At 72.9% G+C, this 13246-nt stretch carries 12 protein-coding genes, 1 rRNA gene and 1 pseudogene; 2 read left to right on the forward strand and 12 right to left on the reverse strand.

What is annotated here, in order from left to right:
• The 5 genes from BZL64_RS39775 to BZL64_RS08385 all read right to left on the reverse strand — a co-directional run.
• Positions 1-732: hypothetical protein (locus BZL64_RS39775; protein ID WP_086767665.1), on the reverse strand; the 732-nt coding region annotated here is incomplete at its 3' end.
• Between the two features lie 97 nt (positions 733-829).
• Positions 830-2548, reverse strand: a complete 1719-nt coding sequence (gene recN, locus BZL64_RS08370) for a DNA repair protein RecN (RefSeq protein ID WP_086767667.1) — start codon at positions 2546-2548, stop codon at positions 830-832.
• Between the two features lie 142 nt (positions 2549-2690).
• Positions 2691-3596: an NAD kinase gene (locus BZL64_RS08375; protein ID WP_086767645.1), complete on the reverse strand. Its 906-nt coding sequence runs from the start codon at positions 3594-3596 to the stop codon at positions 2691-2693.
• On the reverse strand, positions 3593-4408 hold the full coding sequence (locus BZL64_RS08380) for a TlyA family RNA methyltransferase (protein WP_086767647.1): 816 nt from the start codon (positions 4406-4408) through the stop codon (positions 3593-3595). The genes BZL64_RS08375 and BZL64_RS08380 overlap by 4 nt, the downstream gene beginning before the upstream one ends.
• Positions 4409-4422: 14 nt before the next feature.
• Positions 4423-4689, reverse strand: coding sequence for a hypothetical protein (locus BZL64_RS08385; RefSeq protein WP_086767649.1), 267 nt, complete (start codon positions 4687-4689; stop codon positions 4423-4425).
• A 42-nt stretch (positions 4690-4731) separates the two neighbouring features.
• Here BZL64_RS08385 and BZL64_RS08390 point away from each other — a divergent pair, with 42 nt between their 5' ends.
• Positions 4732-5079: a sterol-binding protein gene (locus BZL64_RS08390; protein ID WP_086767651.1), complete on the forward strand. Its 348-nt coding sequence runs from the start codon at positions 4732-4734 to the stop codon at positions 5077-5079.
• A 31-nt stretch (positions 5080-5110) separates the two neighbouring features.
• Here the strand turns inward: BZL64_RS08390 and BZL64_RS08395 are convergent, their stop codons facing one another.
• The 4 genes from BZL64_RS08395 to BZL64_RS08410 all read right to left on the reverse strand — a co-directional run bounded on the left by BZL64_RS08395 (position 5111) and on the right by BZL64_RS08410 (position 9307).
• Positions 5111-5980, reverse strand: coding sequence for an ABC transporter ATP-binding protein (locus tag BZL64_RS08395; protein ID WP_086767653.1), 870 nt, complete (start codon positions 5978-5980; stop codon positions 5111-5113).
• Positions 5977-6996 carry a FecCD family ABC transporter permease gene (locus tag BZL64_RS08400; protein WP_244205257.1) on the reverse strand — a complete coding sequence of 340 codons (1020 nt, stop codon included), beginning with the start codon at positions 6994-6996 and terminating at the stop codon, positions 5977-5979. The genes BZL64_RS08395 and BZL64_RS08400 overlap by 4 nt, the downstream gene beginning before the upstream one ends.
• A gap of 77 nt (positions 6997-7073) precedes the next feature.
• The gene (locus tag BZL64_RS08405) at positions 7074-8117 is read right to left on the reverse strand and encodes a FecCD family ABC transporter permease (protein WP_086767657.1); all 1044 of its coding nucleotides are present in this window, start codon (positions 8115-8117) and stop codon (positions 7074-7076) included.
• Positions 8118-8242: 125 nt separating this feature from the next.
• Entirely contained in the window at positions 8243-9307 is a 1065-nt protein-coding gene (locus BZL64_RS08410; protein ID WP_086767659.1) for an HAD-IIA family hydrolase, read from the reverse strand.
• A gap of 71 nt (positions 9308-9378) precedes the next feature.
• Between BZL64_RS08410 and BZL64_RS08415 the strand changes: the two genes are divergently transcribed.
• A complete protein-coding gene (locus BZL64_RS08415) occupies positions 9379-10662 on the forward strand; it encodes a DUF1015 domain-containing protein (protein WP_086767661.1) in 1284 nt (427 codons plus the stop codon).
• Between the two features lie 95 nt (positions 10663-10757).
• Here the strand turns inward: BZL64_RS08415 and BZL64_RS40535 are convergent, their stop codons facing one another.
• The 3 genes and pseudogenes from BZL64_RS40535 to rrf all read right to left on the reverse strand — a co-directional run bounded on the left by BZL64_RS40535 (position 10758) and on the right by rrf (position 13146).
• Positions 10758-11519, reverse strand: a complete 762-nt coding sequence (locus BZL64_RS40535) for a tetratricopeptide repeat protein (RefSeq protein ID WP_208639391.1) — start codon at positions 11517-11519, stop codon at positions 10758-10760.
• A gap of 276 nt (positions 11520-11795) precedes the next feature.
• Positions 11796-12392, reverse strand: a pseudogene (locus BZL64_RS42345) (hypothetical protein); the annotation flags it as partial.
• A 637-nt stretch (positions 12393-13029) separates the two neighbouring features.
• A 5S ribosomal RNA gene (gene rrf / locus BZL64_RS08425) occupies positions 13030-13146 on the reverse strand.
• Between the last annotated feature and the right edge of the window lie 100 nt (positions 13147-13246).

The following is a 13246-nucleotide window of genomic DNA, read 5'->3' on the forward strand; positions in this document are numbered from 1 at the left end:
CTCCCCGCACACCGCCGCGCCCACCACCGCGGCCGCGTGCGCCGCGAGCCCCGGGCGCCCATTCCCCACCACGACAGCCGCGCCCAGCAGCGCGCCGAGGGCGTGCGCCCCGGTGTCACCGAGCATCGCGCGCTCCCCCAGGTCGTCGGGCAGCACCGCCGCCGCGACCCCCGTCGCCACGGCGGCCAGTTCACCGGCGGGCCCCGCCCGCAGCAGCCCCGGCGCGGCCAGCGCGAGGACGGCACCGGCGGCCCGTCCGGGCCGTACGTCCACCAGGTTGACGAAGTGCGCCGCCCCGGCGATCACGACACCCGCGAGCACCCTGTCCACCGGCCGCTCCTTCAGCAGGGCCCCGGCCAGCAGCCCCGCCGCGCAGATCCCGCCCAGCTTGACGGTCCCACCGGTGACCTCGCCCTGCCGCAGCGCCCCCAGGTGCGCCCGGAAGCCGCGCCGCGGATCACCGGCGCCCACGAGGTCGTCGTACGCCCCGCAGGCCCCGGCGGCGAGGACGGCCCCGGCGACCGCCGGGCGCACCCGCGCCGCACCGGCCACGGCCGCGAGGACGGCGGCCGGACCGGCGTACAACTCCACGGTCCGGCCGGCGAAGTTCGTCCGTTCCCAGCGCGCCCGCCCACCGGGCGCCGCCGTGCGCAGGGCCGCCGCTCCCCCGCGCGCCAGGCAGGCCGCCACGGCGAACGCGGCACTCCTGCTGCTGCTCCTTCGTGTGATCATCGGGCCACTCTAGAAAGCGGAGAGGGCGGGACGGCCACCCCGCAGGTCGCCGTCCCGCCCTCTCCGCCCGTTAACCGCCGATAACCGGTGAAAGCCGTCACGCGTCCGCGCGTGCCGTCTCCAGGAGTTCCTCCGCGTGGGCCCGTGCCGTCTCGGAGTCCTCCTGGCCCGCGAGCATCCGGGACAGCTCCCGAATGCGGTCCTCGCCCTCCAGGACCTTCACGCCGGACCGGGTCACGGACCCGTCGTTGGTCTTCTCGACCAGCAACTGCCGGTCGGCGAAGGCGGCGACCTGCGGCAGGTGGGTGACGACGACGACCTGCGCGGTCTTCGCGAGCCGCGCCAGGCGCCGCCCGATCTCCACCGCCGCCTTGCCGCCCACGCCCGCGTCGACCTCGTCGAAGAGGTACGTCGGCACCGGGTCCGTCCCCGCGAACACGACCTCCACGGCCAGCATCACGCGCGACAGCTCACCGCCGGACGCGCCCTTGGCGATGGGGCGCGGCGGAGCCCCCGGATGCGGGGCGAGCAACAGCTCGACCTCGTCGGCGCCGGACGGCCCGTAGACGACGGTGCGGCCGCCGACCTCCACGCCCAGCGGGTCGTCGGTCTGCCGGATCTCGAACGACACGCGCGCGTGCGGCATCGCCAGCGAGGCCAGCTCGGCGGTCACGGCCGCGGCGAACCGCTCGGCGGCCTCCGTCCGCGCGTCGGTCAGCGCCTGCGCGAGCCCGCTCAGCTCGCCGCGCAGGGCGTCGCGCTCGGCGGTCAGCTCGCCGATCCGCTCGTCGTCGCCGTCCAGTTCGCCGAGCCGCTCGGCGCCGCGTTCGGCCCAGTCGAGGACAGCGTCGACGTCCTGGCCGTACTTCCGGGTCAGCCCGGTCAGCGCGGCCCTGCGCTCCTCGACGGCCGCCAGCCGCAGCGGATCGGCGTCGAGGTCGTCGGCGTAGCCGGCCAGCTCCCCCGCGACATCGCCGAGCAGGATCCCGATCTCGCCGATCCTGTCGGCGAGCGCGGACAGCGCCGGATCGTGCGACCGCACGGCCTCCAGGGCCCGCTGGGCGCCCGCGACGAGCGTGGCGGCGTCGATGCCCTCGGGGTCCTCCGGGTTGCCCGCCAGGGCCCCGTGGGCGGCCGTGGCGGCCGAGGACAGCGCCTCCGCGTGCCCGAGCCGCTCCGCCTCCTCCGCCAGCTCCGTGTCCTCGCCCGCGCGCGGCTCGACGCCGGCGATCTCGTCGAGGCCGTAGCGCAGCATGTCGGCCTCCTGGGCCCGTTCACGCGCGCGCGTGGTGATCTCTTCGAGCCGGCCGGAGACGGTCCGCAGCCGCCGGTAGGCCTCCGTGTACTTGGCGAGGGGCGCGGCGACCGCGTCGCCCGCGTACCGGTCCAGCGCCTGCCGCTGCCGGGACAACTTCAGCAGCCCCTGCTGGTCGGTCTGTCCGTGCACGGCCACCAGCTCGTCCGCGAGGTCGGCGAGCACCCCGACGGGCACACTCCGCCCGCCGACATGCGCCCGCGACCGCCCCTCGGCGGAAACGGTACGGCTGATCAGCAGCGCCCCGTCGTCGAGTTCGGCCCCGGCCTCCTCGGCCCGTGCGGCCACCGAGGTGCCCGCGGGCACGGTGATCCGCCCCTCCACGACCGCTTTGTCGGCGCCGAGCCGCACGAGCGCGGCGTCGGCGCGCCCGCCCAGCAGCAGCCCGAGGCTGGTGACCACCATGGTCTTGCCCGCGCCCGTCTCACCCGTGACCGCGGTGAAGCCTGGCGACAGCTCGACGACAGCGTCGTCGATGACTCCGAGCGACCGTATCCGCATCTCCTCCAACACGGACACGACCTTACGAGGTCGGAGGGAGGAAGTGCGAGGCACCCCGTCAACCGGACGAGCCGGCCTTCCTCCCCCGACACCGTGCGCGCGGCCAGACCCCGCGACGCCGGCATGATCCAAACGAGAGGCCCTAGTGCCGGGCCCCGCGCCATCCCGAGACGGGCAGTGCGAACTTGGCTACCAGCCGGTCGGTGAAGGACGCGTGGTGCAGCCGGGCCAGCCGCACCGGCACGGCGCCCCTGCGCACCTCCACCCGGGCTCCCGGCGGCAGCTCGAAGGTCCGCCGGCCGTCGCACCACAGGACCCCCGGCGGAATGTGCGGCAGCAGTTCCACCGCGAGCACCGAGTTCGGCGAGGTCACCAGCGGCTTGGCGAACAGGGCGTGCGCGCTGATCGGCACCATCAGCAACGCCTCGACCTCGGGCCACACCACGGGCCCGCCCGCGGAGAACGCGTAGGCGGTGGACCCGGTCGGCGTCGACAGCACGATCCCGTCGCAGCCGAACCCGGTGACCGGCCGCCCGTCGATCTCCAGCACCACCTCGAGCAGCTTCTCCGCGCCGGCCTTCTGCACGGCCGCCTCGTTCAGCGCCCAGTCCGTGTGCACGATGTCCCCGTTACGGTGCACGACGACGTCGACGGTCATCCGCTCCTCGACCTCGTACGACCTCGTCACCACCCGGTCGACGACCTTGTCGAGGTCGTCCCGCTCGGCCTCCGCCAGGAAGCCGACACTGCCGAGGTTGACGCCGAGCATCGGCACCCCGGACGCCCGCGCGAACTCCGCGCCGCGCAGCAGGGTCCCGTCACCGCCGAGGACGATGAGCAGCTCGCAGCCCTCCAGGCACTGCGGGGTGGCCTCGCTGACCAGCTCCACCTCCTCCGGGAGGGGCAGGTCGGCGGCCTCGTACTCCAGGACGCGCACCCCGATGCCCTCGCGCAGCAGCCCTTTCACCACCAGCTCCGCGCTGCGGATCGCGGCGGGCCGCCCGGTGTGGGCCAGGAGGAAAACAGTACGAGCTCGGTTCTGTGTCAACGCGGCCCCTCCGCCACTGCACGGTCAACATCGGCCGGGTCCAGGGCAGGCGCCCCGGCCCGGAGCCACAGAAAGTACTCGACGTTGCCCGAGGGTCCCGGCAGCGGACTGGCGGTGACGCCCTTCACGCCGAGTCCCAGTTCCCACGCCTTGCGGGCAACGCCCCGCACCGCATCGGCGCGCAGCTGCGGACTGCGCACGACACCCCCGCTGCCCAGCCGTTCCTTACCCACCTCGAACTGTGGCTTCACCATCATCACCAGGTCCGCGTCCGGCTTGGTGCACCGTGCCAGGGCCGGCAGCACCAGCCCGAGCGGGATGAAGGACAAGTCCCCCACGACAAGATCCACTGGCTCCCCATCGATCGCTTCGAGCGTCAACTCGCGTACGTTCGTACGGTCCTTGACGGTGACGCGTTCATCGCTCTGGAGAGACCAGGCCAGTTGGCCGTAGCCGACGTCGACCGCGACCACGTGCGAGGCGCCCGCGCGCAGCAGCACATCGGTGAATCCGCCGGTGGACGCGCCGGCGTCCAGCGCCCGCCGCCCCTCGACGAGGAGCCCCTGCGGCACGAACGCCTCCAGGGCACCGGCGAGTTTGTGCCCGCCCCGCGACACGTAGTCGGGATCGCTGTCGTCGACGGAGACGACGATCGCCGCCGCCGTCTCCACCTGTGTGGCGGGCTTGGTGGCGACGGTCTTCCCGACCGAGACCCGCCCCGCGGCGATCAGCTGGCCGGCGTGCTCACGCGAGCGCGCGAGCTTGCGGCGCACCAGCTCCGCGTCCAGACGGCGACGTGCGACTCCTGCCACGTTCGGTTCAGCTCCTACTTGCTGTACGTCGATGGGGGCACCGGAGGTCCCGGGCGGGCGTCGAGCGCGGTGAGCGCGTCGCGCAGCCCCCGGTGTACATCCTCGTACACCTCCAGGTGTCCGTCCGTGGCGAGGTGGTCGGCGTCCGCCAGCCGGTCCAGGTGGGCGTCCACCTCGGCGTCGCCGGTGGGCGTACGGGGCACCTGGAGCGGGGCGGGAGCGGAGGGGTCGTACTCCTGCTCCTGGGGCGCGGCCTCCGCCTGCGGAACTGTGTCGCTCATGCCCCGACGCTACCCCGAACCGCTGCGGTACCGTCGAGCGCGATGGCCACGATCGAGGAGTGCCGCGCCGCACTCGAGAAGCTCTCGGAGAACATGGGCAGCGCCGAGGGGGACGTCCGGGCTGCCGCCACCCTGGACCGCTCGGTGAGCTGCTGGATCACCGACCTGGACGTCACGTTCGTCGGCCGGATGACGGGCGGCCGGATCGTGGTGCGGGACACCTTGCAGGGTCCTCCTCGCGAGCGGGCCGGCATCAGGCTGCGGATGACCGGCGACGACCTGGTCGCGCTGGTCGACGGTGAGCTGAACTTCGCGAAGGCCTGGGGGTCGGGACGGGTGCGGCTGGAGGCGGGCATCAGGGACCTGCTCCAGCTCAGGAAACTCCTCTGAAGCTTCCCCTCGGCCGTCAGGAGGCCGGCCGTCAGCTGGATTCTGTGACCGGCACGCGCGCGCGGGCCTTCCGCGCGGCCGGCACCACCAGCGGCGTACCTGTCTCCGGGTCGTCGATGACCTGGCAGCGCAGCCCGAAGACCTCCTCGACCAGACCGGCCGTGACGACGTCCTCGGGTGCGCCCTGCGCGATGACCGTGCCCTCCTTCAGCGCGATGAGGTGGGTGGCGTACCGGGCGGCGTGGTTGAGGTCGTGCAGGACGGCGACCAGGGTGCGGCCCTGCTCCTCGTGCAGCTCGGCGCACAGGTCCAGGACGTCGATCTGGTGCTGGATGTCGAGGTAGGTGGTCGGCTCGTCGAGGAGCAGCAGCGGGGTCTGCTGGGCGAGGGCCATGGCGATCCACACGCGCTGGCGCTGACCGCCGGACAGCTCGTCGACGTACCGGTCGGCGAGTTCGGCCACGCCGGTCTGCGCCATGGACTCCTGGACGACCCGCTCGTCGTCGGTCGACCACTGGCGCAGGATGCCCTGGTGCGGGTAGCGGCCACGGCCCACCAGGTCGGCGACCGTGATGCCGTCGGGCGCGATCGAGGACTGCGGCAGCAGACCCAGCGTCCGGGCGACCTTCTTCGCGGGCATCGACTGGATGACCTGCCCGTCGAGCAGCACCCGGCCCTCGCTCGGCTTCAGCATCCGCGACAGCGCCCGCAGGAGCGTCGACTTGCCGCACGCGTTGGGGCCGACGATCACGGTGAACGAGTTGTCGGGTATCTCCACCGACAGCTGTTCGGCGATGACCCGCTGGTCGTAGGCGAGGGTGACGTTCTCGGCGGACAGGCGGTTCACGGTGCTCCTTCGGTTGTTCAGCCCGCGGCTGACACGGGTGGTGGCGGTGCTCATATCCGGCCCGCCTTGCGCTCGGTGACCAGCAGCCACAGCAGGTAGACCCCGCCGAGGACGCCGGTGACCACGCCGACGGGCAGCTGTCCGTCACCGAACAGGCGCTGCGCGGCCCAGTCGGCGGTCACCAGGAGGGCGGCGCCCATGAACAGGGCGGGCACGAGGTTCGGTCCGGGTGAGCGGGTCAGGCGCCGGGCGAGCTGCGGCGCGGTGAGCGCCACGAAGGCCACGGGTCCCGCGGCGGCGGTGGCGGAGGCGGTGAGCAGGACGGCGCACACCATCAGCAGCAGCCGTACGCGCTCCACGCGCACCCCGAGGGCGTTGGAGACGTCGTCGCCCATCTCCATCATCCGCAGGCCGCGCGCGTTGGCGAGGACGAGCGGGACGAGCACACAGCACAGGACGAGCAGCGGCCAGACCTGCTTCCAGTCCCGGCCGTCGAGCGAGCCGGTCATCCACACGACCGCGCGGGCGGCGTCGACGAGGTCGGCCTTGGTGATCAGGTAGCCGTTGACCGCGGTCGCGATCGCCGACACCCCGATGCCGACGAGGACCAGGCGGTAGCCGTGCACGCCCCGCTTCCAGGCGAGCAGGTAGATGGCGGTGCCGGTGACCAGTCCGCCGATGAGCGCTCCGACGGCGACCTGGTTGGCGGAGCCGGACATCAGGACGATCACGACGAGCGCGCCGGCGGTGGCTCCCTGGCCGAGCCCGAGAATGTCCGGACTGCCCAGCGGGTTGCGGGAGACGGCCTGGAACACCGCGCCGCCGAGCCCCAGCGCGGCGCCGACCAGCAGACCGACGATCACCCGCGGCAGCCGCAGGTCGTTGACGATGAACTCCTGGCCCTCGGTGCCTTCGCCCACGAGCGTCTTCAGTACGTCGCCGGTGGAGATCGGAAAGTCGCCGGTGCCGATCAGCACGACGCTCGCGGCGCACGCGGCCAGCGCCAGCACGACCACGACGATCAGAGCGCGCGGGTCCACCCGCAGGGACAGCCCGCCGGGGGTGCGCAGGGCACGGCGGGTTCCACCGGTTCGGGTGGCGGCAGGCGCGGTCCCCGTGGGCTCCGGCGCGGTCTTGGGTGCGGTCTTCACAGCTGGGCCGTCCTCCGCCGTCGTACGAGAAAGATGAAGACCGGGCCGCCGATGATCGCGGTGATGATCCCGACCTGGACCTCCGAGGGGCGGGCGACGACCCGGCCGATCACGTCGGAGCCCAGCAGCAGCACGGGCGACAGGATCGCCGCGTACGGCATGATCCAGCGCAGGTCGGGCCCGGTGAAGGAGCGGACGACGTGCGGGACCATCAGGCCGACGAACACGATCGGCCCGCAGGCGGCGGTCGCGGCCCCGCACAGCACGGTGGCGGCGAGCATGGACAGCGCCCGGGTGCGGTTGAGATGCGCGCCGAGGGCCTTGGCGGTGTCGTCGCCCATGGCCATGGCGTTCAGCGGCCGGGCGAGGGCGAACGCGAGGAGGGTGCCGGCCGCGAGGAAGGGCAGTACCTGCCAGATCATGTCCTCGGTCGCCGAGGTCAGCGAGCCGACCGTCCAGAAGCGCATCCGGGCCAGCGCCGCCTTGTCCATGATCATCACGGCCTGGACGTAGCCGAAGAGCGCGGCGCTGAGCGCGGTCCCGGCGAGCGCGAGCCGCACCGGCGTGGCCCCCCGGCTGCCGCCCAGGAACCAGACCAGCGCACCGACCGTCGCGGCGCCGAAGAACGCGAACCACACATAGCCGCTGAGGCTGGTCACGCCGAAGTAGGTGATGGCGGTGACCACCGCGGCCGAGGCGCCCGCGTTGATGCCGAGCAGTCCGGGGTCGGCGAGCGGATTGCGGGTCAGTGCCTGGAGCACGGTTCCGGACAACCCCAGTGCGGCGCCGACCAGCAGGCCGAGCACGGTCCGCGACACCCGCTCCCCGACGACGACATCTCCGTACGTCCCGGTGTCCTGGAACAGCCCGTGCCACACCTGGTCGAGGGACAGCTCCTTGGCGCCGATGGCGATGCTCGCCAGCGCCACCAGCAGCAGGACCACGAGGGAAGCGAGCAACCCGAGGGAACGTATCGCCCGGCGGGTTGGGGGCGCGGGGGCTGTCTCCGCGCGCTGTTCGGGAACACTGTCGACCAACACGCAGTTAGGTTAGCCTACCCTGCTATTCGGCCCCGATCCATGGTCACGGCAACGCCCCGCCCCTCACCGCCGCCGGGCGACCAGCACGACCAGCCCTGTCACCGCGGCGGCCCCCGCCGCCGGACTCACAGCCCCAGCCGGGCCAGCGCCTTCCCCCCGTCCAGGCCGCACGATCCCTCGCCCGCCGCGGTCCAGGCCGCCGCGCACAGCGCCCGCAGCCCGTCCAGGGCGGCGCCGTCACCGTCGAGTTCCAGCCTCCCCGACACGGGACCGCGCTCTCCTGGGCGGACTTCCGCCGCGCCCGCCGACGCTGTCCATCCTCCGCACCGGAAGCCACCGCCCTCCTGCACCACCTCCGGCTGCCCGGTCAGCATGCCGCGCAGATCGGCGTCCACATACGTCGGCCGGTGCTGCGGCGGGGCCGCGAGGAGCAGTGCGCCGTCGGTTACCCCGGTCAGCACGAGCAGCGAGTCCACCCCGCCGTTGAACGCGCCCTCGATGTCGGTGTCCAGCCGGTCACCGACCACCAACGGCCGCTCGGCGCCCGTCCGCAGGATCGTCTCCCGGTGCATGGGCGGCAGCGGCTTGCCCGCGACCTGCGGCTCGGCACCGGTGGCGATCCGCACGACCTGCACCGCCGCGCCGTTCCCCGGCGCGATCCCCCGCCCGCTCGGAATGGTCAGGTCGGTGTTGGACGCGAACCACGGCACCCCGCGCGCGACGGCGTACGACGCCTCGGCGAACCGCCCCCACGGCAGGTCGGGCCCGCCGTACCCCTGCACCACGGCCGCCGGATCGTCGTCCGCCGACTCGACGGGCTCGAGCCCGCGCTCGCGCAGCGCGACCCGCAGCCCCTCGCCACCGATCACGAGCACCCGCGCACCCGCCGGCACCTGCTCACTGATCAGCCGGGCCACCGCCTGCGCCGAGGTGATGACGTCATCCGCGCCGGTCGGTATGCCCAGCTCGGTGAGGTGCTCCGCCACGGCGTCGGGCGTGCGCAGCGCGTTGTTCGTGACGTACGCGAGCCGCATGCCGCCTTCGCGCGCGACCGCCAGCGACTCGACGGCGTGCACGATCGCGTTGCCCCCCGCGTACACCACGCCGTCCAGGTCGAGCAGCGCCGTGTCGTACGCCTCGCTCAGGGGCTGCCCACTGCCCTCGGGCCTCGTCCTGACGCTCCGGCTCATTCCACATCGCTCCTCGTTCGATCGCTTTCCCCGATCATCCCGCATGCCACTGACACACGTACGATGCCGGGATGAACTCAGCAGGTCACTCGGAAGCGACGGCGCCCCGAGGCCTGGAACTCACCCCGTTCCGAGGCCTGCGCTACGACCCCGACCGGGTCGGAAGTCTCGCCGCCGTCACCTCCCCGCCGTACGACGTCGTGGTCCGCCCCGACGGCCTGCACCACCTCCAGGACGCGGACCCGTACAACATCGTCCGGCTGATCCTCCCTCAGGCGACCACGCCCAGCGCCCGCAACGAGCAGGCCGCCGACACCCTCCGCCGCTGGCTCGACGAGGGCGTCCTCACGACCGACCCGGTACCCGCCCTGTACGTGTACGAGCAGCGGCACGCCGACGGCATGCTCCAGCGGGGCCTCATCGGCACCCTGCGGGTCTCCGAGCCCGCGGCCGGCGTCGTCCTCCCCCACGAGGACGTGATGCCGCACATCGTCGCCGACCGCGCGGCCCTCATGCGGGCCACCCGGGCCAACCTCGAACCCCTGCTCCTCACCTACCGCGGCGACGGCACCGCGGCGGAGATCATCGAGCACTCCGCCGGCCAGGACCCTCTCCTGTCGACGACCACGGAGGACGGCTTCAGCCACCGCCTCTGGTCGATCACCGACCCGGCCGAGGTGGCCCGCGTCCAGGCCGACCTCGCCCGCAACCAGGCCCTCATCGCCGACGGCCACCACCGCTGGGCGACGTACCTGCGGCTACGCGCGGAACACGGCTCCCCCAGCCCCTGGGACGATGGCCTGGTCCTCCTGGTCGACACCGCCCGCTATCCCCTGCGCGTCCGCGCCATCCACCGCCTCCTGCACGGCCTTCCCGTCGCGGAGGCGCTGACCGCGGTCGAGGGCCTGTTCCGCGTCCGGCGTCTGGAGGTGCCCCTGGACCGGGCCCTCGACGCCCTCGCGGACGCGAGCGCCGAGGGCAACGCCTTCCTGCTGGCCGGCGACGGTGCCTTCCACCTCCTGGACCACCCGGACCCGGCCCTCCTCGCCCGCACGGTCCCCGCCGACCGTCCGCAGGCCTGGCGCGCCCTGGACGCGACCGTCCTGCACGCCACGCTCCTGGACCAGGTGTGGCACATCCCCGAGGACGATCCGACCCGCATCGCCTACATCCACGACACGGCCGCCACGATCGAGAAGGCCGAACGAGACGCCGGTACGGCCGTACTGCTGCACCCGGTCCGCGAGGAGGTCGTCCGCGACCTCGCCCGCCAGGGCGTCACCATGCCCCGCAAGTCGACGTCGTTCGGCCCGAAACCGGCCTCGGGCCTGGTCCTGCGCGCCCTGGACCTCTGACCCGGAACCCTGACGGGGACAACGACGGAGAACGAAAAAGGGGCTCGGCACCGGTATGACACCGGAGCCGAGCCCCTTTCCCTCACTCACGCACGTCAGTCCTGGTCGTCGGCCTTGCCCTCGACCGGCTGCTCAACCTCGACCTCGACCTCGACGGCGACCTCGTCGTCGCCGTCCTCGGTCATCGCGTCGACGAACTCCACGCCGTCCAGCTCGGCCAGCCGGTCCGAGGCGTCGGTGCTGCTGTCGCGGTCGGCCTCGACAGCCTTCGCGAACCACTCCCGCGCCTCGCCCTTACGACCGGCCGCGAGGAGCGCGTCGGCGTACGCGTACCGCAGCCGCGCGGTCCACGGCTGCACCGAGTTCGACGCCAGCTCCGGGCTCTGGAGCGTCACGATGGCCGCGTCCAGCTGGTCCATGTCGCGCCGGGCACCGGCCGCGACGAGCCGCATCTCGACCTGCCCGGCCTTGTCGAGCTTGTGCACGTCGGGCGCGCCGGCCATCTCCAGCGCCTTCTCCGGCCGCCCGAGCCCGCGCTCGCAGTCGGCCATGACCGGCCAGAGTTCCACGGACCCGGTCATGCGCCGGGCGGCACGGAACTCGGCCAGCGCCTCGCTGTACCTCTGCGTGGCGTACGCCGCGAATCCGGCCGCCTCGCGTACGGCGGCGACGCGCGACGCGAGCCGCAGCGCCACCTTCGAGTAGGCGTAGGCGTTATCGGGCTCCTCGTCGATGAGCCGCGCGACCATCACCAGGTTCTTGGCGACGTCCTCCGCCAGCCCCTTGGGCAGGCTCTGCAGCTCCTGCCGTACGTCCTTGTCGATCTCGTCGCCGGTGACGTCCTCGGGGATCGGCAGCCGCTTGATCGGCTCCCGGTCGCGATCCCGGTCGTCACGTCCCTGGTAGCCACCGCCGGGCCGCCCGCCACGCCGGTCGTCCCGACGGTCGTCGCGCCCACCACGGTCGTCACGACCACGGAAGCCACCGGGCCGCCCGCCCCGGTCGTCACGCCCCTGGAACCCTCCGGGCCGACCACCGCGGTCGTCCCGTCCCCGGAACCCACCGCGATCCCCGCCACGCTCGCCACCACGACTGTCCTCACGCCGGACGAAGCCGCCGCGGTCCCCACGGTCGTCGCTGCGGCGGTCGTCACGCCGGTCGTCGCTGCGACGCTCCGTCGGACGGTCGTCACGGCGGTCGTCACGGCGGTCGTCACGGCGGAACGCGGGACGGTCACCGCGGTCGTCACGCCGGAAGGGAGGCCGCTCACCACGGTCGTCACGACGGAAAGGCGGCCGCTCACCACGGTCATCCCTACGCGGCCCACGGTCCCGGTCGTCACGCCGGACGAAGCCACCGCGGTCCCCACGGTCGTCGCTACGGCGGTCGTCACGCCGGTCGTCGCTGCGACGCTCCGTCGGACGGTCGTCACGGCGGTCGTCACGGCGGAACGCGGGACGGTCACCGCGGTCGTCACGCCGGAAGGGAGGCCGCTCACCACGGTCACCACGGTCGTCACGACGGAAAGGCGGCCGCTCACCACGGTCATCCCTACGCGGCCCGCGATCGCGGTCGTCACGCCGGACGAAGCCACCGCGGTCCCCACGGTCGTCACGCCGGACGAAGCCGCCACGGTCTCCGCGGTCGTCGCGCCGGTCGTCGCTGCGACGCTCCGTCGGACGGTCGTCACGCCGGGACGCGGGACGGTCACCACGGTCGTCACGACGGAAGGGAGGCCGCTCACCACGGTCACCGCGGTCGTCACGACGGAAGGGAGGCCGCTCACCACGGTCACCGCGGTCGTCGCGACGGAAAGGCGGCCGCTCACCACGGTCATCCCTACGCGGCCCACGGTCCCGGTCGTCACGCTGGAACGCCGGGCGAGAACCCCGATCACCCTGACCGCCGCGGTTGTCATCACGACGGCCGGCAGCCGGCCGGTCGTCGCGCCTGTCGTCACGCCGGACGAAGCCACCGCGGTCCCCACGGCCGTCGCTGCGACGCTCCGTCGGCCGGTCATCACGCCGTGCGTAACCGCCACCACCGCTGGGGCGCCCCGCGCCGCCACCTCGGTTGTCGTCGCGTCGGCCGGCAGCGGGACGATCGTTGTCACGACGGAAGCCGCCACGGTCACCGCGGTCGCTGCGGAAGCCTCCGCGCTCGCCCCGGTCTCCGCGGTCCCCACTGTCCCGTCGCCGCTGGTCGCGTTCCGGTCGATCGTCGGGAGAGTTGGTGGACATGGGTGACTCCTGTCTTCGGTACCGCAAGTCATTCTCGCGCAGCCGGCTACCCGGCGCTTCCTGGAAAAACAAAAGGACCCCTGGTCCCCAGCGTGAACGCTGGGGACCAGGGGTCCTTCCAAAGATTGTTCGGCGGCGTCCTACTCTCCCACAGGGTCCCCCCTGCAGTACCATCGGCGCTGTGAGGCTTAGCTTCCGGGTTCGAAATGTAACCGGGCGTTTCCCTCACGCTATAACCACCGAAACCCTAATGGTTTCGAGCGAACAAGCACACTTTTTACTTGTTTAGCTCTAAGCCGGCAACGGTTCGTTGCCTCAGAACTAACACAGTGGACGCGAGCAAC

This window comes from Streptomyces bobili (genome assembly GCF_002154575.1).
GTDB classification, from domain to species: Bacteria; Actinomycetota; Actinomycetes; order Streptomycetales; family Streptomycetaceae; genus Streptomyces; species Streptomyces bobili.

What these genes read in the sequence shown, in the direction of transcription:
- recN (WP_086767667.1), bottom strand. Translation starts at nt 2,548, where the DNA reads ATGCGGATACGGTCGCTCGGAGTCATCGACGACGCTGTCGTCGAGCTG.
- BZL64_RS08385 (WP_086767649.1), bottom strand. Translation starts at nt 4,689, where the DNA reads ATGAGCGACACAGTTCCGCAGGCGGAGGCCGCGCCCCAGGAGCAGGAG.
- BZL64_RS08390 (WP_086767651.1), top strand. Translation starts at nt 4,732, where the DNA reads ATGGCCACGATCGAGGAGTGCCGCGCCGCACTCGAGAAGCTCTCGGAG.
- BZL64_RS08395 (WP_086767653.1), bottom strand. Translation starts at nt 5,980, where the DNA reads ATGAGCACCGCCACCACCCGTGTCAGCCGCGGGCTGAACAACCGAAGG.
- BZL64_RS08410 (WP_086767659.1), bottom strand. Translation starts at nt 9,307, where the DNA reads ATGAGCCGGAGCGTCAGGACGAGGCCCGAGGGCAGTGGGCAGCCCCTG.
- BZL64_RS08415 (WP_086767661.1), top strand. Translation starts at nt 9,379, where the DNA reads ATGAACTCAGCAGGTCACTCGGAAGCGACGGCGCCCCGAGGCCTGGAA.